This is a genomic window from Staphylococcus sp. GDY8P57P (assembly GCF_017892585.1).
GTDB lineage: Bacteria > Bacillota > Bacilli > Staphylococcales > Staphylococcaceae > Staphylococcus > Staphylococcus borealis.
The window spans coordinates 106,537-128,307 of the sequence record NZ_JAESLK010000040.1; the positions used below are offsets into that span (position 1 = coordinate 106,537).

Below are 21,771 nucleotides of genomic sequence, written 5' to 3' on the forward strand. Positions count from 1 at the left end.
ATACGCATATAATACTGATAAGGGTAGTCTAGATAAATAGGTTGAGGCTTACCTTTTAGATAAATCACAATGAATGACAAAATAGTGAAGCCGTTAATAATACGTTGCCTCACACTTGTCATCCTTTAGAGGGCGAACTAGAATGCATTATGAATACTAGTTCGCTCTCTTTCTATTTATTTAAGATGAAATATCATCATTTCATTTTTCATTCTTTAATTATTGAAATATTCTAATAAATTCAAATTTACTATTGCACACTAGTTATGTTATACGGTTGAATGTGATATGATAACACATATCACAATTTAACGTAGTAAAGGGAAAGGAGCGTATTCTCATGAGATATTTAACGTCAGGAGAATCACATGGTCCTCAATTAACAGTAATTATTGAAGGTGTACCTGCGAATTTAGAAATTAAAGCAGAAGATATTAATACGGAAATGTTTAAGCGTCAAGGTGGCTACGGTAGAGGACGACGTATGCAAATTGAGAAAGATGCTGTAGAAATTGTATCAGGTGTCAGAAATGGTTATACACTTGGCAGTCCAATCACACTTGTTGTCACAAACGATGATTTCACACATTGGAGAAACATTATGGGTGTTGCGCCTATTACAGATGAAGAAAGAGAGAATATGAAACGTACTATTACAAAACCACGTCCTGGACATGCGGATTTAATTGGTGGTATGAAGTACAATCATAGAGATTTAAGAAACGTTTTAGAACGTTCTTCTGCTCGCGAAACAGCAGCGCGTGTTGCAATTGGGGCAGTATCTAAAATACTGTTAGAACAATTAGATATTCATATGTATAGTCGTGTAGTTGAAATTGGCGGTATTAAAGACGAAGGGTTATATGATACTGAAACTTTCAAACAAAATATAGATAAGAATGATGTACGTGTTATCGATGAATCTATCGCACAGAAAATGAGAGATAAGATAGATGCCGCTAAAAAAGAAGGCGATTCAATTGGTGGCGTTGTTCAGGTAATGGTCGAGAATATGCCTGTGGCTGTTGGTAGTTACGTACAATATGATCGTAAATTAGATGGTCGTATTGCTCAAGGTGTTGTTAGTATTAATGCTTTTAAAGGAGTAAGTTTTGGTGAAGGTTTTAAAGCCGCAGAAAAACCAGGAAGCGAAATACAAGATGAAATCTTATATAATAGCGAATCAGGCTTCTACCGTGGTTCTAATCACCTAGGTGGCTTTGAAGGTGGTATGACAAATGGTATGCCAATTATCGTAAATGGCGTTATGAAACCAATCCCAACTTTATACAAACCGCTTAATTCTGTTGATATCAACACTAAAGAAGATTTCAAAGCTACGATTGAACGCTCTGATAGTTGTGCCGTACCTGCAGCAAGTGTAGTTTGTGAACATGTTGTTGCTTTTGAAGTAGCCAAAGCGATTACAGAAGAGTTTCAATCCAACCATATTGATCAATTAAAAGCCCAAATTGAGGAACGAAGACGTCTGAACATTGAATTTTAAATCAATGTAAGTATAGAAACGAGGTATTTTGAATGCAATTACTAACAACGTATCCAAATAATAATTATCCAATTATCGTCGAACATAATGCGTTTGAAACATTATCTGACTATATACTAGACTATGATAAAGTCTTTCTCATCGTTGATGAATTTGTTGATTTTAATTTTAAACATAAGTTCGCTTCACTACTTAACGCATCAAACACTTATAAGATCGTTGTACCTGCCGGTGAGAAAATGAAAACATTTGAGCACTATCAACAAACATTAGAACAATTACTTGAATATAACTTAACGCGCAACACGTGTTTAGTTGCGATAGGTGGCGGTGCTACAGGTGATTTCACTGGATTTCTAGCTTCATCTTTATTAAGAGGTGTTGATTTCATACAAGTACCTACGACGATACTTGCGCATGATTCAAGTGTTGGAGGCAAAGTAGGTATTAATTCTATTCATGGGAAGAATTTAATCGGTGCATTTTATCGACCAAAAGCTGTCATATATGATTTAAACTTTTTAAATACTTTACCCTATGAAGAAATTTTAAGTGGCTATGCTGAAGTTTATAAACATGCTTTATTAACAGGACAAGTCGCTACAGATGATATTGAGAAGCACTTTTCTACTAGAGAAAAGCTAAATTCTCTAAAAGATATGGATCAGTTTATCTTCAAAGGCATTAAGACGAAATTGAACGTCATCGTTAAAGATGAAAAAGAGCATAATATGCGAAAATATTTGAATTTAGGGCATACGTTCGGCCATGCTGTTGAATATAAGACTAAAATACCACATGGTCACGCCATAATGATTGGTATTATCTATCAATTTATTATCGCCAACAGACTATTTGAATCACAATTTGATGTTTCACATTATGCTAATTATTTAAAAACATTATGTTATCCAGTTGAATTGGTTCAACAATTAAACTTTAATGATATGTATCAATATATGTTAACGGATAAAAAGAATAATGGTGAAGGTATTCAAATGGTCTTACTAGAAGAGCTTGGTAAACCACGTGTCTGCCACGTTGAAAAAGACATATTAATTCAAGCATTTGAGGATTTACAATTAGTATTAAAGTAGGTGGATGATAGTATGTCAAATGAACAAATGATCGATATTAAGGGACCACTAGTTGGTGAAATTGAAGTGCCTGGAGATAAATCCATGACGCACAGAGCCATCATGTTAGCTTCTTTAGCAACTGGCCAATCAACGATATTCAAACCGTTATTAGGCGAAGATTGTTTACGTACAATCGAAATATTTAAATTATTGGGTGTTGACATACACATTGCGGATGACAAAATCGTTGTTAATTCACCAGGCTATAATAAATTTAAAACACCACATCAAACTTTATACACAGGTAATTCGGGAACTACGACACGCTTATTAGCAGGTTTGCTAAGTGGTCTCAACCTTAATTGTGTGTTATCTGGTGATGCGTCAATAGGTAAGCGGCCTATGGATAGAGTGATGAAACCACTCAGATTGATGGGTGCTAATATTTCAGGAATAGATGATAACTATACGCCTCTAATTATTGAACCCGCTTCACTAAACGGTATTACCTATGAAATGGGAGTAGCAAGTGCACAAGTTAAAAGTGCGTTATTGTTTGCTAGTTTATTTTCAAATGAAGTTTCTGAAATTACTGAGTTAGATATAAGTCGAAATCATACTGAAACAATGTTTGAACATTATGGCATTCCAATTAGCATTTCTGGTAAGGTAATTACTACGCAGGCAAACGCTATCCAATATATCAAAGCTACAGACTTTAATGTTCCGGGAGATATTTCTTCAGCAGCATTCTTTATTGTAGCAGCACTTATTACGCCTGGAAGCGATATAATAATTCATAATGTTGGCATCAATCCAACTCGTTCAGGTATTATAGATATCGTTGAACAAATGGGAGGGCGTATTGAGTGCTTTAATGTCACGCAAACGTCAGAACCAACTGCATCGATTCGTGTAAAATATACACCTAACTTAAAACCAGTCCATATTGAAGGCGATTTAGTACCGAAAGCGATTGACGAATTACCTATCATTGCACTATTGTGTACACAAGCAACTGGTACAAGTATCATTAAAGATGCAGAAGAATTAAAAGTGAAAGAAACAAATCGAATTGATACAACTGCAGACATGCTTGGATTATTAGGCTTCGAATTACAACCAACTGAAGATGGGTTAATTATTCATCCTTCAGAATTCAAAAAATCAGCAACCGTAGATAGTTTAACTGACCATAGAATTGGGATGATGTTAGCTATAGCTTCATTATTGAGTGATGAACCGCTTAACATCCGACAATTTGATGCTGTAAATGTATCATTCCCTGGTTTCCTTCCTAAATTAAAGCTTTTAGAAAATGAGGGATAAAATAAAATGGAAGATATCTATAAATTAATAGACGATATCAATCTTCAAAAATTAGATCATTTAGATACACGCGTAAATGATGCATTGAGCTCTAATAATGATGATGCATTATTTATTCTTGGTGAAACCTTATATAATTTTGGATTAACACCTCAAGGACTAGAGGTGTTTAGAACTTTATACCATAAGTATCCAGATGAGAGTGAATTACTAATATACTTTATTGAAGGCTTAATGTCAGAGAACCAAACTGATGAAGCGTTAGAATATTTAAGTCAGGTTGCAATATCAACCGAAAAACTAATGTTAGAAGCTGATTTATATCAACAAATTAATATGACTGAAGTTGCTATTGATAAATTAATAGAAGCAAGAGAATTAGAACCTAACGACCCAATCATCCATTTTGCATTAGCTGAATTGTTGTATTTTGATGGTCAATACTTGCGTGCGACTCGTGAATATGAAGTCGTATTAGACACAGGTGAGTACGAAGTAAATGGCATTAATTTGTTTGCTCGCATGGCAGATTGCGCATTACAAAGTGGTAACTATAGTGATGCGATTCATTTATATGATGAAATTAATGAAGATGAAATGACTTCTGAAGATTTCTTCAAAAAAGCCATCGCATATGAAAAAAATGATATCACTCAAGAAGCCATTAAAATCACGAAAAATCTTCTATCTAAAGATCCTGACTTTATACAAGGATACTTCTATTTACAATCACTTTATGAAAATGAAAAAAATTATCCTGATGCAATTGAAACTGGTAAAGAAGGCTTACGCTTAAATCAATTTTATAAAGAATTGATGGTTTCAACAGGAAGTTTAGAAATTGAGCATGGCGATGCTAATGAAGGTGTTGAATTACTCAAACAAGCGCTTGAAGTGGACAACGCTTATCATGAGCCATTATTAATTTTGAGTGATTTATTCCGAAACGAAGAAGATTATGAAGCAATTATTGCATTGTTATCATATGTTGATGAAGATGATTTAGATCCTGTTTTCATGTGGCATTTAGCGCATGCATTTGGTCAAGAAGAACGTGATAAAGAAGCACAACATTTCTTTGAACTTGCTTATCCAACAATGAAAACGCAAAGCGCATTCTTAAGTGACTATTACTATTATTTAATTGAAATCGGTAATAAAGAAAAAGCAATGACACTCTTACAACAATTACTAGAAATGGACCCTAGTAATGAGACTTGGCAAGAAGAAGCCAATCGTCTTGATTATTAATGAAGGTGATTTACTTGAGTCAAACCCTTAATCAGATGAAACAAAGTTATATTGAATATGCTTTGTTTCATTATCATTTTAAATCGCGTATTAGTGTATGGATTTTAAACTATATTAAATCTCATTACGATCTGCTTGAACACGTTCATTTTGTTAATCAAAAAATATCCAATCATAAAACGCTAGAAATGAGTTTAAGTAATGCAGATGCTCCAGCAATTAAGTTGGTTAATAATCATCACATACTCATAAACACAAATGAGATTTTCAATTATATTATATCTCATCATTGTGAATTTGATATTCTGATTCATTTTTCAGACGAACACGCTACCGATTTTAAATTAAATGACTTGATGATTCATCAATTAATGTATTCAACTCAATATATGGCTTATCTAAATACGATTTACAATTTATCTCTTGATTCGACAAGTGTCTACTCACTCATTGAGCACTTGCGCCATAATATTGATTTAAGCCTTCAATTAAATGATCGAGAACAATTCTATCAATTAACTCAAATTTTAGAGGTGCTTGAAAATCGATAAAAGTCATTAAAGGAAATAAAACGAATGCTAACATTTAAACAAATGTGGGAGTTAACGTTATATCGTCAATCCTGCTTAATCTTTTTACTTATTTGTAACTTACTTGGCACGTTATATGGGTTCATTTGGTATGGTGATCAATTAGTTCAAACACCTTGGTATTTCTTACCTTTTATACCTGATAGTCCAATTGCTTCGCTTTTTTTATGTATTGTTATTTTTTGTTTAATTATCAATAAACATGTCCCGTTTATTGAAGCCCTTGCTTTCGTTACTTTATTAAAATATGGGCTATGGGCTGTAATAATGAATATTCTAATGATTCATTTAAATCATAATATAACAATCATGAATATATTTTTAATTTTGAGTCATGGTATTATGGCGATACAAGCAATTTACTTTTATCCTCGCTTAAAAATTAGAATAAGTAGTTTGCTAATTGCGATGGTGTGGGTGTTTCATAATGACTTCATTGATTATGTTTTAAATAAGTATCCGTACTATGACTTTATTGAGCAACATAAAGTTATGGTTGGCTATATCGCGTTTTGGTTAAGTTCATTAGCATTATGCTTATATTATTATTTACAAAAGATAATACCAATTAAATTATTTGATTAAATTAAGGATTCTCAGTAGAATATGGATAAAGGAGAGTGGAATTATTGTCTATAATGTCTTATATAATATATATCGTCATTATTATGCTCATTCCAATGTGGGCACAACACAAAGTAAAATCGAATTATGAAAAATATGCACAAGTGAGATCAACAAGTGGCAAAACTGGCCGTGAGGTAGCTGAAGAAATCCTTCATGCGAATGGCATCTATGATGTTGACGTCGTTAAAGGTGAAGGTTTCCTAACTGACCACTATGATCCTAAAAAGAAAGTTGTTTGTTTATCTCCTGCAAACTTCGATAGACCTTCAGTAGCTGGTACAGCTATTGCTGCACACGAAGTTGGACACGCGATTCAACATCAACAAGGTTATGTATTTTTAAGATTCAGAAGTGCGTTAGTACCATTTGCCAATTTAGGTAGTTCTTTAAGTTACATGATTATCATGTTAGGAATTATCCTTACAGCTATGGGAAGTGCATTTGGATCAACAGCATTATGGATTGGCGCTGGATTAATGTCACTCGCTGTCCTATTCTCGATTGTAACGTTACCTGTTGAGTTCGACGCAAGTTCACGAGCAATGAAACAAATAACTGCTTTGGATATTGTCAATGAAAAAGAATATAAACATGCTAAAAAAGTTCTTTCAGCAGCTGCAATGACGTATGTTGCCGCAACTGCAACAGCTGTCGCAGAATTAGTAAGAATTATTCTTATCGCTAAAGCGAGTGATAATTAATTTAGCTTATAAATATTTAGCATAATACAACATCATTTTTATGCTACTAGTATTAATCGTTCACTAAAGTTGAGTAAGTAATTATAATATGCTTTTCAATCTTAGATAGCGACGTGGGAGTAGGACATTGAATTCGTAAAGAATTCTGTTCTACTCCCAATTTTTTATTTTATAATTCTTGAAAATTTAATTAAAATATAATCCGTTCTTTTCATATTCATAAAATGCATGATTGTTTAATATGATATATACTTATTAAGTATCAATAATAAAGGAGAAAGTGAACACAATGAAATCTATGAAAGAAATGCAAAATGAAGTGGATGCTTACATTGGACAGTTTAAAACTGGTTATTTTTCTCCACTTGCAAATTTAGCACGTTTGACAGAAGAAGTCGGAGAACTTGCTAGAGAAATCAATCATTATCACGGTGAAAAGAAAAAGAAAGACACCGAAGATGAAAATACAATTAAAGCCGAATTAGGAGACAATTTATTTGTTTTACTTTGCTTAGCAAACTCACTCGATATCGACATGACTGAAAGCTTTAATGAAACAATGGAAAAATTCAACACTAGAGATAAAAATCGTTTTGAACGAAAATAATCATTTTTAAAAAGGAGGATAGTGTAACATGAAAATAGGTATTACATGTTATCCATCAATGGGCGGTTCTGGTATCATCGCTACTGAGTTAGGCATTAAAATGGCTGAGAGAGGTCATGAAGTACATTTTATAACGTCGAATATTCCTTTTAGAATCCGCAAACCTTTACCTAATATTACGTTTCATCAAGTTGAAGTAAATCAGTATGCCGTCTTTCAATATCCTCCATATGATATCACTTTGAGTACTAAAATTTCCGAAGTGATAAAAGAATATGATTTAGATGTATTGCACATGCACTATGCCGTGCCTCATGCTGTTTGTGGCATTCTAGCACGTCAAATGTCTGGTAAAGATATTAAAATAATGACGACGTTACACGGCACAGATATTACCGTATTAGGTTACGATCACTCACTTAAAGGTGCTATCAAATTCGGAATTGAGCAAAGTGATATTGTTACAAGCGTGAGTCATTCATTAGCACGTCAAACAAAGTCCATCATTGAAACTGAGAAAGAAATTATCCCTATTTATAATTTTGTTCGTGAAAATGAATTTCCAACACATCATGATGAAAAACTTAAAGAAGTCTATGGCATCAAACCAAATGAAAAGGTACTGATTCACGTATCTAATTTCAGAAAAGTAAAACGTATTGATACTATTTTAGAAACGTTTGCGAAAGTTCATCATCATATACCAAGTAAACTCATTTTATTAGGAGACGGTCCAGAATTATTAGATATGCGAAAGTTAGCACGTCAATTAGATATCGAAAATGATGTGTTATTTTTAGGTAAACAAGATCAAGTAAGTGAATTCTATCAAATGTCTGATTTAGTGCTTCTATTAAGTGAAAAAGAGAGCTTTGGATTAACATTACTAGAAGCAATGAAGACAGGTGTTGTGCCTATCGGTTCTAATGCAGGTGGTATAAAAGAGGTTATCAAACATAATGAAACAGGTTATATCGTAGATATTGGTGATAGCACTAGCGCAAGTGATTATGCCATACAACTTCTTACTAACCCTGATTTATACCAACACATGCAAACTGCTATGTTAAATGACATAGAAGAACGCTTTGGTTCAGAATTAATTACAGATCAATACGAACACTACTATAGAAAAATGTTAAATCAAAAAGAGGATTAGTATGGGAACAAAACTATTTACTCAAGCAAAACCCATTTTAGAAAAAATAGAACACCATGGCTTTGAAGCATACTTCGTCGGAGGGTCTGTGCGTGATTATTTAATGGATAGACCTATCCATGATATCGATATTACAACTAGCGCAACACCAGATGAAATAGAATCGATCTTTGATAAAACAATCCCAATCGGAAAAGAGCACGGAACGATTAATGTCGTGTACGAAGGAACGAATTACGAAGTGACAACTTTTAGAGCTGAATCAGATTATGTTGATCATCGCAGACCTAATGAAGTGTATTTTGTACGTGATTTAAAAGAAGATTTACAACGTCGTGACTTTACAATTAATGCTATTGCTATGGATAAAGATTTTAAAATTTATGACTATTTTGATGGTCAAACGGCATTACAGCAACGGATTATAACTACTGTTGGTATACCACACGAGCGTTTCGATGAAGATGCTTTACGCATTTTGAGAGGCGTACGCTTTCAATCACAATTAAATTTCACAATCTCACATCATACGTTTGAGGCAATGCAACATCATATTGCAGATATCGAATTTTTATCTATAGAACGTATCGTTGTAGAACTTAAGAAATTAATACAAGGTCAAAATGTTAGTGAAAGCTACACAACTTTATTGACATTGAACTTCTTTAATTATGTACCATTTTTTAAAGATCTGGATATGAAAGCAACAAGGATTAATGCACCGATAAGCTTTGAATTATGGCTAGCAATTTTGAAGACCATTGAGCAATCAGACACGCCACTTTCAAGCTTGAAAATAAGCAATAAAGAAAAAGCTAAAATTAATCAATATCATAAACTATTATTAGAGATGCCAAAAATCTCAACTAAAAATCAATTACAGTTATTTGTATATGATTATGGCGCAAGTAATATTTTGGACATCATTGACATAATTCCTTTACTTAAAGAAAATAATATTAAAGTAGCGTCACCTCTAATCTTTAATTATCAATCAATTAAAGAAATTAATCATCAATTACCAATTAAAAGTCGTAAAGCGCTTAATATCAATGGTGGCGATATACTCAAAGTTGTGTCTAAAAAAAGTGGTCCTTGGTTAAAAGAGGTGTTACGACAAATCGAAAGTGAAGTTGTTACACATAAAGTTTCAAATTCTAAAGATGAATTATTGAAGTGGGTGAAAGAGAATGTCAAAATATAGTCAAGATGTTATTCGTATACTATATAAGCATCAATCTGAATATATTTCAGGACAATATATTGCTGATCAATTAAATATTTCAAGAGCAGCTGTAAAAAAAGTCATCGATCAACTAAAAAAAGATGGGTGTAAAATAGACTCCATCAATCATAAAGGCCATCAATTAAATGAACTACCAGATTGTTGGTATCAAGGTATCGTAGCTTATATTTTAAAAGATTCGCAATTAGCCTCAGAAATAAAGGTATTCGAGAGTGTTGCGTCAACTCAAACGATTGCTAAGCAAGAATTAGTTGGCAATAGTGCATCAATGATTATTTTAAGTGATGAACAAACACAAGGACGTGGGCGATTTAATCGTAATTGGGCATCTTCAAAAGGTAAAGGTTTATGGATGTCATTAGTATTACGTCCTAATGTACCTTTTTCAATGATTCCAAAATTCAATTTGTTTGCTGCTTTAGGAATTAAAGATGCTATACAGTCATTTACAAATGACAAAGTAGAAATTAAATGGCCGAATGATATTTATATCGCTGACAAAAAAGTATGCGGTTTTTTGACTGAGATGATAGCAAATTATGATTCAATTGACGCAATCATTTGTGGTATTGGCATCAATTTAAACCATGAAGATAGTGATTTCTCTGATGAGATTAAACATAGCGCGACAAGTGTCGGTTTACATAGTGATACTAAAATCAATCGATATACATTTTTAGAAGCGCTCATTTCATCAATTGAAAAACGTTATACTCAATTTTTAACTCAACCATTTGCAGAAATTAGAAATGAGTATATTCAAGCTTCTAATATTTGGCAACGCCAATTACGTTTTACTGAGAATAACACACAATTTATTGGTGAAGCGATTGATATTGATCGTGATGGTTTCTTAATTGTAAAAGATGAGAATAATGAAGTTAGACGCCTTATTAGTGCGGATATAGATATATAAAGCGTATGACAAGAAGATAAGGAGAGTTAGTTATGGGACACACAAGTTATGCAGTTGTCGACTTAGAAACAACTGGCAATCAACTTGATTATGATGAAATTATACAAATTGGTATAACCTTTGTAAGTAATAATAAAATATCTGGGACTTATCATTCTATGATTCGTACTGATTTGGAAATTCCACCATTCATCCAAGCATTGACCTCAATTGAAGATACAATGTTAGAACAAGCCCCTTATTTTCATGAAATCGCAAAAGATATTTATCAACAACTAAAAGATTGTGTATTTGTGGCGCATAATGTAGATTTTGACTTGAATTTTATTAAGAAGGCTTTTAAAAATTGTAATATACATTTCGAACCTAAAAAAGTCATCGATACATTAGAGTTATTTAAAATTGCTTATCCAACAGATAAAAGTTATCAACTTAGTGAATTAGCGGAGTCTCATGATATACCTTTAGATAATGCACATAGAGCTGATGAGGATGCTACAACTACTGCATTATTAATGATTAAAGCCTTTCAGAAATTCGAACAACTTCCAATAGATACGTTAAAACAACTCTATTATTTAAGTAAAAATTTAAAATATGATTTATATAATATCTTGTTTGAAATGGTTCGTCAGCATCCATCATTACCTTTAGATAATACGCTTGGACAATTTGAACAAATTATTTATAAAAAGCAAGTGGATTTAAAAGCACCAAAAACTAAATTTAATGGATCACTTAAAGATCTGTATCGTGATGCAGTTAAAGCACTCAATCTTACATATCGTCCTCAACAATTATATTTATCTGAAATTATATTAGAACAATTGATGCACAACGATAAAGCAATGATAGAAGCACCTTTAGGTAGTGGGAAGTCATTAGCATATCTATTAGCAGCGCTAATGTATAATATTGAAACAGGACGTCATGTCATGATTTCAACCAATACTAAATTATTACAGAATCAGCTTTTATTAAAAGACATACCTAGTTTAAATCAAGCGCTAAATTTTAAAATTAATGCAACACTTATTAAAAGTAAAACAGAATATATTTCACTTGGTCTAATTAGTCAAATATTAAAAGATGAAACTACTAACTATGAAGTTAATATTTTAAAAATGCAATTATTGACATGGATTATCGAAACTGAAACAGGGGATATTCAAGATTTAAATCTTAAAGGTGGTCAAAAAATGTATTTTGACCAAAAAGTTGAAACCTATGTGCCCGTTAGACATGATATTCATTATTACAATTACATCAAACGAAATGCACAACACATCCAAATCGGCATCACTAATCATGCGCATCTTATACATTCAGATCAAGAGAACTCAATATACCAACTGTTCGATGATTGTATCATTGATGAGGCCCATCGCTTGCCTGATTATGCATTAAATCAAGTTACAAATGAACTTGATTACTCAGATTTAAAATATCAACTTGGCTTAATAGGGAAGAATGAAAATGAAAAATTGTTGAAAGCAATCGATCATCTTGAACAACAACGTATATTAGAACGTTTAGATATTGCACCAATTGATGTATTTGGACTGAAGATGAACATCTCAGAAATACACGATTTAAATGAGCGTTTATTCAATCATATATTTGAAATCATTCAAAATTCGGACGTTCACGATGATGACATTCATCGACACCACTATGTATTTGAATTTGATTCAACACAGATTCTTAAAGATTTACATTTAATTGTTGATAAAATAAATAAAACATTAGAAATATTTAATGGCATGACGCATAAAACAATTAAGACGTTACGTAAACAACTGCTATATATTAACGATACTTATCGAAACATAGAACAAAGCCTTAAAGATCATCATACAGCTTATTTATCTATTAGAAATTTGACTCAGAAATCAACAATTAAATTAATTGTTAAAGATTACGCTGTCCGAGATATTCTTACAACACGTGTCTTAGATAAATTTAACTCTTTAACCTTTATTTCAGGGACATTAACTTTTAATCATAAGTTCGATGCCTTCAAAAATTGGTTCAAAGAGGATGTGCAATTTAACACTTATCAAGTTCCATCGACATTATCAAATCGTATGAATACGAATGTGTATATTCCTAGCGATGTTAGTGCTTATAACTTCAAAAATATCGATGATTATGTAGCATCTATTGTCGTTTATATACAGGAATATGTTACAATCACGCAGTCGAAATGTTTAGTATTATTTACAAGTTATCGCATGATGCATATGGTTCAAGAGTTATTAAATGAACTACCTGCATTTGAGGACTATGTTGTACTCACACAGCAGCAAAATCAAAATTATAAAATCGTTCAACAATTTAATAGTTTCGATAGAACGATATTGCTTGGTACGTCGACCTTTTTTGAAGGCTTTGATTATCAATCAAATGGTATTAAATGTGTCATGATTGCCAAACTACCATTTATGAATAAATATAATACAAAACATTGGCTCATGGATTCAGAGTTTGAGTCTACCTTTAAAGACTATGTATTACCTGATGCAGTTACACGTTTTAGACAGGGACTCGGTCGATTAATTCGAAATGAGGATGATCAAGGACTTATTGTTTCATTTGATGACCGTTTAATTAGTAGTAACTATAAGAACTTTTTTGCTCAAACGCTAGAAAATTATAAACAGAAAAAAGGGGATATCAAACAGTTTGGTAAACTCATTAAAAAAATCCAGCAAAATATTGATAAGAAACAATAATTAATAGGATTAAACGATTAAACAACATCGTCACATGCTAGAACTTCACAATTTATTTTGTTAAAATAAATAAGTATTGACTATATAGAATGACAATTAGGAGATTGGTTATGAAAACAACGATTAAACAAGCTAAACAACACCTTAACCAAGAAGTGACTATTGGTGCTTGGTTAACGAATAAACGTTCAAGTGGCAAGATTGCCTTTTTACAATTACGTGATGGTAGTGGCTTCATGCAAGGCGTGGTAGTTAAATCAGAAGTGGATGAAGAAACTTTCCAACTTGCAAAAGAAATCACACAAGAATCATCACTTTATGTGACTGGAGTTATTACTGAAGATAACCGCTCAGATTTAGGATATGAAATGCAAGTGAAATCAATCGAAGTTATACACGAAGCACATGATTATCCAATTACACCTAAAAATCACGGTACTGAATTTTTAATGGATCACCGTCATTTATGGTTACGTTCTAAAAAACAACATGCTGTTATGAAAATTAGAAATGAAATTATTAGAGCAACATATGAATTCTTCAATGAGAATGGATTTACTAAGATTGATCCACCAATTTTAACAGCAAGTGCGCCAGAGGGCACAAGTGAACTATTCCATACGAAATACTTTGATGAAGATGCTTTCCTCTCTCAAAGTGGCCAATTATATATGGAAGCAGCTGCAATGGCTCATGGTCGCGTATTCTCATTTGGTCCAACTTTTAGAGCAGAGAAATCTAAAACAAGACGCCATTTAATTGAATTTTGGATGATTGAACCAGAAATGGCATTTACTAATCATGCTGAAAGTTTAGAAGTACAAGAACAATACGTAACACATGTCGTTCAATCTGTACTTAAAAATTGTCAATTAGACCTTAAAGCATTGGATAGAGATACGAGTAAACTTGAAAAGGTATCAACACCATTCCCAAGAATTTCGTATGATGACGCAATTAAATTCTTAAAAGAAGAAGGTTTCGACGATATCGAGTGGGGCGAAGATTTTGGTGCACCACATGAAACTGCAATTGCAAATCATTATGATTTACCTGTATTTATTACAAATTATCCAACTAAAATTAAGCCATTCTATATGCAACCAAATCCAGATAATGAAGACACTGTACTCTGTGCTGATTTAATTGCACCAGAGGGTTATGGTGAAATCATCGGCGGTTCTGAACGTATTAATGATTTAGAATTATTAGAACAACGTATTGATGAACATCAATTGGACGCGGAAAGTTACAATTATTATTTAGATTTACGTCGTTATGGTAGTGTGCCACATAGTGGATTTGGATTGGGCTTAGAAAGAACAGTTGCTTGGATTTCAGGTGTAGAACACGTAAGAGAAACTGCACCATTCCCACGATTATTAAATCGTTTATATCCATAGGTTTTATGATTACTTTTCATACACAGTTATTTACTCGTCCAGTCAGCAGTTTGACTGGACGCTTTTTCAACTTTAAAGAGGGAGGAATATCAATTTGAATAAATTTCAACTTAAAAAACGTCCTGTTGTCATTAGAAGAGAATTATTTGATCATTATAGTGAATTAGGACTATCTGAAAAAGATTTAATCATTTTAATTAAATTGATTTACGCCTCTGAATCATCAAATAAGCAACCATCCGTCGATGAATTAAAATTAGGGTCAGACATGGAGCCAAGGGAAATTACTAGTATTATTCAACATTTAATTCAAAAAGATTTGTTACAACTTCAAGTGAAGAAGGATGAAGAAGGTAAATTTACTGAATATATGGATTTGGATGGCTTTTTTGAGAAATTAAGTACTATTTTATCTCAGGAACAAACAAATCAAAAAACGAATCAAACGCAACAAAATTTCAAAGATTTGTTTCAATACATTGAAACTTTGTTTGCTAGACCTATTTCTCCTTATGAAATCGAAACGCTTAATCAATGGATTGATGTAGACCAACATGATTTTGCTTTAATACGAGCTGCATTAGATGAAGCATATAGCCATGACAAGCTTAGCTTTAAATATGTTGACCGTATTTTATTGAACTGGAAAAGGAACAACGTAACGACGACTGAAGAATCTAAGAAAATTAGAGAACAATTTAACAAACCAACTATGACACATACGGTTAAACATATACCAAAGTTTGATTGGTTAAATGGGGAGAAATTAGATGATAAGTAAAAAGAAAGCACTTGAAATGATAGACGTCATAGCTGAAATGTTTCCAGATGCAGAATGTGAACTTAAACATGATAATGCTTTTGAATTAACGATTGCGGTATTATTATCTGCACAGTGTACAGACAACTTAGTGAATAAGGTGACACGTACACTTTTTCAGAAATATAAAACGCCTCAAGATTATTTAAACGTTGATATCGAAGAATTACAAAATGACATACGTTCCATTGGTTTGTATCGTAATAAAGCTAAAAACATACAAAAGCTATGTCAGTCACTTATCGACCAATTTAATGGTGACATTCCTAATACGCATAAAGCGCTAGAAAGTTTAGCGGGTGTTGGACGCAAAACAGCAAATGTTGTAATGAGCGTAGCATTTGACGAACCTTCATTAGCAGTTGATACACATGTTGAGCGTGTTTCTAAGCGACTTGGTATCAATAGATGGAAAGATAATGTTACACAAGTGGAAGAGCGATTATGCAGTATTATTCCTAGGGAAAGATGGAGTAAAAGTCATCACCAACTTATTTTCTTTGGTCGTTATCATTGCTTAGCTAGAAAGCCTAAGTGTGACATTTGTCCTTTACTAGATGATTGTAGAGAAGGGCAAAAACGTATGAAAGCACAAACAAAATAATAATTTAGGAAGCTTGATTAAATGATTAATAAACAGGATTTTATAGAAATTGAAGAACAACTTGATGAATTTGCTAATCAGCGCAGATTAAACTCAAATGAAGCTAAAAAGGTTATTGATAAATATTTTGACTTAATCATTCAATTCTTTAAAGAGATAAATGAAATTGAGACGATTGATTTCAAATTATTAGATCAATATCCAGTGGTACCTATGAACTTTGAGGAACGCTATCAGTATATGTTAGCTAGAAAGTATCATTTTATGGGCTATAGTCAAATGAAGACGCTAAAAAGTGAGTTAATTAAAATGAATGCTTCGTATCAAATTAGAAGGAAGCGTTAGGACTAAAATTAAGATAATAGCCGTTGAGATTGAGACGTTATTTTTAGATATGGGTCACACAACAATAGGGTTACAGTTTAATGATTTCAATTTCTTGCAATACGCTCTTCTGAAAAGGCCCTTAAAATAAACGCTTCTCAGTTCTAGTCATTCTTGCGGCCGGGGCCCCAACAAAAAGCATTTCATTAAGAAATTTTACAAGCAAAATAAGTTAGGCAAGCAATCCAACAATACTAATTATTATAAATAAAGAAGCCAGTAAATGAATTTATCAAAACTCATTTACTGGCTATTTTACTAGGAATGATGTCCCAGTCTTTCATTTAAATATTTAACACTTCAAAAACACTATGAAGCTTTTTTAAAGTCGAAAATACTATTTAAATTAAAAATGTTTGAAAGGGTACTTCCGAAACTATTTGAACTTTGTGTTGATGAATTGTTATTCGTATTTCCTGAATTAGTATTGCTACTATTGTTACTATTACTACTATTTGAACTGTTAGAGTTAGTTGATGTACTTGAGCCACTGCTTCCGTTTACTTCACGATTAGTTGTGTTGTTATCAGGATGACCACTAACTGATAAATTATCAGGACTAGAACCGATAACTGAATCTGGTTTTTCAAAGTCACCATCATTACTAGAAGATATATCTGACATCACATCTTCATATAAGAATTGTGGATATTCTTGTTCTGTGTGACCTAAGAATGAGTTAACGCCACCTTCTTTAATTTCACTGAAGCCCATCCAGATAGACATCGTGTATTTAGGTGTAAAGCCATTAATCCAAACGTCTTTTGCAGCGTTATCAGGTAGGTTATATTGTTGGTTAATTTCAGTACCATAAGTACTTGTACCAGTTTTAGCACCCATTGTAACGCCTGAAACGCCATGTCCATAAGCTGAACCATAGGCTTTAAATGTACCTGTGAGCATTTCAGCTAACATGTAAGCTGTGTAGTCTTCCATCGCTTTATGACTCGTATGATCAAACTCAATTGTATCATCGTCAGCTGTTACAACTTTCTGAATCGAATGCGCATTATTATAAGTACCACCATTAGCAATTGCTGCAAATGCAGATGCTAATTGAGTAGGTGAGAACTCAGAAGCGCCACCACCAAGTACTTCAGAAGGACCAATATCACTTTGATAATCTAATCCAACTTTTGATGCAAATTTCTTAACTGCATTGTCACCAGCTTGTGCATTCACTTGTTGCCAAGTTTTAAGTGCTGGGATATTGAAACTTTGTCTTAATGCATCATACGCAGTTACAGTACCATGACCACTTCCATCATAGTTCTGGAATGTACCGCCATCAATTGAATAACTAGATTCATCTTGAATTGCATGATTTGTAGCCCATTGCATATTTTCGATTGCTGGACCATAAGATAAGAATGGTTTCAATGATGAACCAGTTAAGTGTGCATCTGTTGCAGCATTATTATCTACAACGTCTTTGAAGTTACGTCCTCCAGAGATTGCAACTAGACCACCCGTTTTACTATCAAGAATTGTTGAACCAACTCGTTGGTCATCATTTTTGTAGTAATTACCATTATCTATACGATTTTGTAATGTTTGTTGAACATCTTTATCCATATTAGTGTAAATTTTGATTCCACTTTGAAGAACATCAGCCAAGTTTTTATCCTTGAATTCTTTGTTGTTCATCAATTCAGATTTAACAAAGTTTACATATGAATCGTATTCTGAATCAGAATCATCTGTGCCAATTTGACGTTCCTTAGCTGTACGATCTACTAAATTCGCTTTTAAGTTGATTTTCTTAGCATCATTATATTCTTTATCAGAAATTCTATTATGATAATGCATTAAGTAAAGTACAGTGTTCTTACGATTTTCTGCCTGTTTAGGATTATCGTAAATGTTATAAAGGTTAGGCACCTGTGGTAAACCTGCTAAATATGCTTCTTCAGCAAGATTTAAATCTTTCAAATCTTTATTAAAGTAATATTTAGCTGCAGCTTTAACACCATATACACCGTCTGAGTAATAAATTTTATTTAAGTACATTTCAAAAATTTCATCTTTACTGTACTCTTGCTCTAGACGATAAGATAGGTAAGCTTCTTGGGCTTTACGTCCGATAGATTTCTCTTCACTTAGAAATGCTCGCTTAACTACTTGTTGCGTTAAGGTAGATGCACCTTGTGAACCAAATCCACCAGTTAAGTTTTTACCAATAGCACCAAATAAACGTTTATAGTCAATTGCACCATGTTCATAGAATCGATTATCTTCAGTTGCTAGCACGGCATTTCTCATATTTTTAGGAACATCTTTTAATTCAACATGTTCTCGTCTTGCGCCGTTATCTAATTTTTTAACCAAGTCACCATTTTTGTCGTAAATTTCTGCCGGTTTAGGATCTTGTAATTTAGATTCGGTAAATGCAGGTGCTTTCCATGCATAGTACGCAAATAATAAAATGCCTAGTAGAACTAAAACGATAAAGGCGATTAATAAAAAGCCAATAATCTTAATAATCGTTCTTTTCACATTCTTATTCTTTTTTGCTTTGGACTTCCCATTTTTACCATTTTTAGGTTGAGAAGATCCTTTATTTTCCGTCATACGCGGTCCTCACTTTCATCTAATATCAACTTATCAACTGCATTGAGGTAATTTAATCTTGGTTGATACTGATAAGGAATATAGTAACTATTTTTTCTTATTTCTTCAACTGTTATTGATTTTTTTATTTCATTTTTATATCTTTCCCAAAATTTTTGGAATTTGGAAAATGGCAATAGATATACTTCATCAAGTATTTTAAATCTTATAATTAAAAATACAATTCCTTTTTGAAGAAATGCTTTTTTCATATGTTCTACTTGATGATCATGAATATTATTCAAAGGAAAAGAAGTTTTATTCTTAGTCTCCTTTGCTTCAAAATCAATATAATGACCATTATACACGCCATTATAATCCGTAGTTGAAGGTGTACGAAAGTAAGCTTCATTAATAACTGCTTTACTTCGTTTCGGATAATGAACATTAACGATTTGAACCGGTGTCGGCTTTTTATGTATAACCGCTTTGCCATGGTTTAAATAGTAATCGTTAGAACGTTCAATATCTTTTTCAAGAGTCATACCACGGCCACCATATTCTATATTACTAGAATTCGATTTGCCATTTCTTCCGACCTTAGTCGTATTTCCCTTAAAAGGTTTGCCATTAGGGTAATTCATTAGATTCACCACACAAGTTTGAATACATTTAATAGTGGATATGTAACACTAATACCAACCAATTCTAAATGGTATCCTTAAGTGATTACGGATTGTAATTTCAAACTAGGATAGATAATAATGAAGCATAAACAAATAAGCACTTATACTTATGAGTGACTTTCATTATTAATCTTCTTCATTTTAACGTTATTTATCTGGTAAAACAATATTTCAATGTATTTATCCTATTAATGAAGCTATCAGTTAAATGACGGTCGGATTAAATTATGATAAATTAAATTGGATATAAGGAGGGCGTCTTCATGGATACGAAAACAATAAATGACTTACTTAATGAACTACAAACAATTGAAGAACGCTTTAATAACGTGAAAGTGTCACAAAATGATTATGATTTTTACAATGTGGTTTATCCATACACACAAATGATAGATGCTAAATTAGAAAGCCTAATCAAATTAAAACCACAGATTATTCAACTAAGTTATATGAACGCCAACAAATTTGATTTACTTATCAAGTCTTATAAAGAATTATCTGTCGACTGCCATTTTCATAGAACGAGTAAAAAGTTGTTCACTGAAAAGGTAAAAGCAGTCAATTACGATTTAAATTATATTTATCAAACTATTGAAGGGTGATGTCGCACAAATGAAAACTGTGTATGTTACAGGATATAAATCATTTGAGTTAAATATATTTAAAGATGATGCACCTGAAGTCTATTATTTAAAAGCATTTCTCAAGCACAAATTACTTCAATATATTGATGAAGGTCTTGAATGGGTCCTCATCCAAGGTCAACTTGGTATTGAATTATGGACTGCTGAGGTTGTTATCGATTTACGTTCTGATTATCCAGAATTGAAATTAGGCATTATAACACCATTTTACGGACATACGTCGAAGTGGAATGAACAAAATCAAATGAAGTATAATAAGATTGCGCAAGAAGCTGATTTTATGGAAAGTGTTCATCATTCAGAATATGAGGGGCCGTATCAGTTCAAACAAACAGATCAATTTATGCTAGATCACTCTGATATGTCTTTACTTATATATGATGATGAGCAAGAAGGAAGCCCGAAATTCTTTAAAAGGATGTTAGTTGATTTTATAGATAAAACAAACTATACTTGTGATATTGTGGCATTTGATGAACTCACTGATTTTATAAATGACATGCAGTGGGAGCAAGATCAAAGTTTCGAATGAGGTGGAAAAAATGGCAGATGTTTCTTTAAAGCTTTCAGCAAAAGATATCTATGAAAAAGATTTCGAAAAAACTATGGCCCGTGGTTATCGTCGTGAGGAAGTAGATGCTTTCCTAGATGATATCATTACAGACTATCAAAAAATGGCTGATATGAATAATGAAGTTGTAAAATTGTCTGAAGAAAATAACAAACTAAAAAAAGAAGTTGAAGAATTAAGACTACGAGTGGCAACATCAAGACCTTCTGACAATAAATCATTTTCTTCAAACAACGCTAATTCATCAAACAATAATGTTGATATTTTAAAACGAATTTCTAACTTAGAAAAAGCTGTATTTGGAAAGTAATGTAAGCGTCTTTAGATTTAATGAATGTAATAATAGGTAACTATTGTGTAGT

General features: G+C 32.5%; 21 protein-coding genes. 19 read left to right on the forward strand and 2 right to left on the reverse strand.

What is annotated here, in order from left to right:
* Nucleotides 1–340 precede the first annotated feature (340 nt).
* The 16 genes from aroC (at nt 341) to KA878_RS12305 (ending at nt 16,919) form a co-directional block, all read left to right on the forward strand.
* Nucleotides 341–1,507, forward strand: coding sequence for a chorismate synthase (aroC, locus tag KA878_RS12230; RefSeq protein ID WP_193839325.1), 1,167 nt, complete (start codon nt 341–343; stop codon nt 1,505–1,507).
* A 32-nt stretch (nt 1,508–1,539) separates the two neighbouring features.
* Complete coding sequence (gene aroB, locus KA878_RS12235; protein ID WP_193839326.1) at nt 1,540–2,604, forward strand: 3-dehydroquinate synthase; 1,065 nt, start codon at nt 1,540–1,542, stop codon at nt 2,602–2,604.
* Nucleotides 2,605–2,616: 12 nt separating this feature from the next.
* Nucleotides 2,617–3,915 (forward strand): 3-phosphoshikimate 1-carboxyvinyltransferase, encoded by a 1,299-nt coding sequence (aroA, locus tag KA878_RS12240; protein WP_193839327.1) that lies wholly within the window; start codon nt 2,617–2,619, stop codon nt 3,913–3,915.
* Nucleotides 3,916–3,921: 6 nt separating this feature from the next.
* The gene (locus KA878_RS12245) at nt 3,922–5,166 is read left to right on the forward strand and encodes a tetratricopeptide repeat protein (RefSeq protein ID WP_075108772.1); all 1,245 of its coding nucleotides are present in this window, start codon (nt 3,922–3,924) and stop codon (nt 5,164–5,166) included.
* A 5-nt stretch (nt 5,167–5,171) separates the two neighbouring features.
* A complete protein-coding gene (locus KA878_RS12250) occupies nt 5,172–5,717 on the forward strand; it encodes a YpiB family protein (protein WP_256713933.1) in 546 nt (181 codons plus the stop codon).
* A 24-nt stretch (nt 5,718–5,741) separates the two neighbouring features.
* Nucleotides 5,742–6,341: a DUF1405 domain-containing protein gene (locus tag KA878_RS12255; protein WP_075108774.1), complete on the forward strand. Its 600-nt coding sequence runs from the start codon at nt 5,742–5,744 to the stop codon at nt 6,339–6,341.
* A gap of 44 nt (nt 6,342–6,385) precedes the next feature.
* Nucleotides 6,386–7,084, forward strand: coding sequence for a zinc metallopeptidase (locus tag KA878_RS12260; RefSeq protein WP_075108775.1), 699 nt, complete (start codon nt 6,386–6,388; stop codon nt 7,082–7,084).
* A gap of 289 nt (nt 7,085–7,373) precedes the next feature.
* On the forward strand, nt 7,374–7,691 hold the full coding sequence (locus tag KA878_RS12265; protein WP_075108776.1) for a nucleotide pyrophosphohydrolase: 318 nt from the start codon (nt 7,374–7,376) through the stop codon (nt 7,689–7,691).
* Nucleotides 7,692–7,719: 28 nt separating this feature from the next.
* Nucleotides 7,720–8,850, forward strand: coding sequence for an N-acetyl-alpha-D-glucosaminyl L-malate synthase BshA (bshA, locus tag KA878_RS12270; protein WP_193839328.1), 1,131 nt, complete (start codon nt 7,720–7,722; stop codon nt 8,848–8,850).
* Between the two features lies 1 nt (nt 8,851).
* The gene (locus tag KA878_RS12275; RefSeq protein ID WP_193839329.1) at nt 8,852–10,054 is read left to right on the forward strand and encodes a CCA tRNA nucleotidyltransferase; all 1,203 of its coding nucleotides are present in this window, start codon (nt 8,852–8,854) and stop codon (nt 10,052–10,054) included.
* Entirely contained in the window at nt 10,041–11,012 is a 972-nt protein-coding gene (locus tag KA878_RS12280; RefSeq protein ID WP_193839330.1) for a biotin--[acetyl-CoA-carboxylase] ligase, read from the forward strand. Before KA878_RS12275 ends, KA878_RS12280 begins: the two co-directional genes overlap by 14 nt.
* Before the next feature lie 32 nt (nt 11,013–11,044).
* Nucleotides 11,045–13,747 (forward strand): helicase C-terminal domain-containing protein, encoded by a 2,703-nt coding sequence (locus KA878_RS12285; protein WP_193839331.1) that lies wholly within the window; start codon nt 11,045–11,047, stop codon nt 13,745–13,747.
* Nucleotides 13,748–13,857: 110 nt separating this feature from the next.
* Nucleotides 13,858–15,150, forward strand: coding sequence for an asparagine--tRNA ligase (asnS, locus tag KA878_RS12290; protein ID WP_053029424.1), 1,293 nt, complete (start codon nt 13,858–13,860; stop codon nt 15,148–15,150).
* A 94-nt stretch (nt 15,151–15,244) separates the two neighbouring features.
* Nucleotides 15,245–15,931, forward strand: a complete 687-nt coding sequence (locus KA878_RS12295; RefSeq protein WP_193839332.1) for a DnaD domain-containing protein — start codon at nt 15,245–15,247, stop codon at nt 15,929–15,931.
* Nucleotides 15,921–16,574, forward strand: a complete 654-nt coding sequence (gene nth / locus KA878_RS12300; RefSeq protein ID WP_053029422.1) for an endonuclease III — start codon at nt 15,921–15,923, stop codon at nt 16,572–16,574. Before KA878_RS12295 ends, nth begins: the two co-directional genes overlap by 11 nt.
* A gap of 21 nt (nt 16,575–16,595) precedes the next feature.
* A complete protein-coding gene (locus KA878_RS12305) occupies nt 16,596–16,919 on the forward strand; it encodes a YpoC family protein (protein WP_193839333.1) in 324 nt (107 codons plus the stop codon).
* Nucleotides 16,920–17,267: 348 nt separating this feature from the next.
* Here KA878_RS12305 and KA878_RS12310 read toward each other — a convergent pair whose 3' ends face one another.
* Together KA878_RS12310 and recU are read right to left on the reverse strand one after the other, a co-directional pair.
* Complete coding sequence (locus KA878_RS12310) at nt 17,268–19,529, reverse strand: transglycosylase domain-containing protein (RefSeq protein WP_193839334.1); 2,262 nt, start codon at nt 19,527–19,529, stop codon at nt 17,268–17,270.
* Entirely contained in the window at nt 19,526–20,152 is a 627-nt protein-coding gene (gene recU / locus KA878_RS12315) for a Holliday junction resolvase RecU (RefSeq protein ID WP_053029419.1), read from the reverse strand. Before recU ends, KA878_RS12310 begins: the two co-directional genes overlap by 4 nt.
* A gap of 305 nt (nt 20,153–20,457) precedes the next feature.
* On the opposite strand from recU, the gene KA878_RS12320 reads away from it, so the two are divergent.
* Genes KA878_RS12320 through gpsB form a run of 3 tightly spaced genes read left to right on the forward strand, consistent with a single transcriptional unit; the run spans nt 20,458 to nt 21,719 of the window.
* Nucleotides 20,458–20,796, forward strand: a complete 339-nt coding sequence (locus KA878_RS12320; protein ID WP_193839335.1) for a DUF1798 family protein — start codon at nt 20,458–20,460, stop codon at nt 20,794–20,796.
* 10 nt (nt 20,797–20,806) lie between these two features.
* Nucleotides 20,807–21,370: an SLOG family protein gene (locus KA878_RS12325; protein ID WP_075108785.1), complete on the forward strand. Its 564-nt coding sequence runs from the start codon at nt 20,807–20,809 to the stop codon at nt 21,368–21,370.
* Between the two features lie 10 nt (nt 21,371–21,380).
* Nucleotides 21,381–21,719, forward strand: coding sequence for a cell division regulator GpsB (gene gpsB, locus KA878_RS12330; protein ID WP_053029416.1), 339 nt, complete (start codon nt 21,381–21,383; stop codon nt 21,717–21,719).
* Nucleotides 21,720–21,771: the final 52 nt, after the last annotated feature.

What these genes read in the sequence shown, in the direction of transcription:
- nth (WP_053029422.1), top strand. Translation starts at nt 15,921, where the DNA reads ATGATAAGTAAAAAGAAAGCACTTGAAATGATAGACGTCATAGCTGAA.
- KA878_RS12310 (WP_193839334.1), bottom strand. Translation starts at nt 19,529, where the DNA reads ATGACGGAAAATAAAGGATCTTCTCAACCTAAAAATGGTAAAAATGGG.
- asnS (WP_053029424.1), top strand. Translation starts at nt 13,858, where the DNA reads ATGAAAACAACGATTAAACAAGCTAAACAACACCTTAACCAAGAAGTG.
- KA878_RS12275 (WP_193839329.1), top strand. Translation starts at nt 8,852, where the DNA reads ATGGGAACAAAACTATTTACTCAAGCAAAACCCATTTTAGAAAAAATA.
- aroA (WP_193839327.1), top strand. Translation starts at nt 2,617, where the DNA reads ATGTCAAATGAACAAATGATCGATATTAAGGGACCACTAGTTGGTGAA.
- recU (WP_053029419.1), bottom strand. Translation starts at nt 20,152, where the DNA reads ATGAATTACCCTAATGGCAAACCTTTTAAGGGAAATACGACTAAGGTC.
- KA878_RS12245 (WP_075108772.1), top strand. Translation starts at nt 3,922, where the DNA reads ATGGAAGATATCTATAAATTAATAGACGATATCAATCTTCAAAAATTA.
- aroC (WP_193839325.1), top strand. Translation starts at nt 341, where the DNA reads ATGAGATATTTAACGTCAGGAGAATCACATGGTCCTCAATTAACAGTA.
- KA878_RS12265 (WP_075108776.1), top strand. Translation starts at nt 7,374, where the DNA reads ATGAAATCTATGAAAGAAATGCAAAATGAAGTGGATGCTTACATTGGA.
- gpsB (WP_053029416.1), top strand. Translation starts at nt 21,381, where the DNA reads ATGGCAGATGTTTCTTTAAAGCTTTCAGCAAAAGATATCTATGAAAAA.
- KA878_RS12320 (WP_193839335.1), top strand. Translation starts at nt 20,458, where the DNA reads ATGGATACGAAAACAATAAATGACTTACTTAATGAACTACAAACAATT.
- KA878_RS12305 (WP_193839333.1), top strand. Translation starts at nt 16,596, where the DNA reads ATGATTAATAAACAGGATTTTATAGAAATTGAAGAACAACTTGATGAA.
- KA878_RS12255 (WP_075108774.1), top strand. Translation starts at nt 5,742, where the DNA reads ATGCTAACATTTAAACAAATGTGGGAGTTAACGTTATATCGTCAATCC.
- aroB (WP_193839326.1), top strand. Translation starts at nt 1,540, where the DNA reads ATGCAATTACTAACAACGTATCCAAATAATAATTATCCAATTATCGTC.
- KA878_RS12285 (WP_193839331.1), top strand. Translation starts at nt 11,045, where the DNA reads ATGGGACACACAAGTTATGCAGTTGTCGACTTAGAAACAACTGGCAAT.
- KA878_RS12280 (WP_193839330.1), top strand. Translation starts at nt 10,041, where the DNA reads ATGTCAAAATATAGTCAAGATGTTATTCGTATACTATATAAGCATCAA.
- KA878_RS12325 (WP_075108785.1), top strand. Translation starts at nt 20,807, where the DNA reads ATGAAAACTGTGTATGTTACAGGATATAAATCATTTGAGTTAAATATA.
- bshA (WP_193839328.1), top strand. Translation starts at nt 7,720, where the DNA reads ATGAAAATAGGTATTACATGTTATCCATCAATGGGCGGTTCTGGTATC.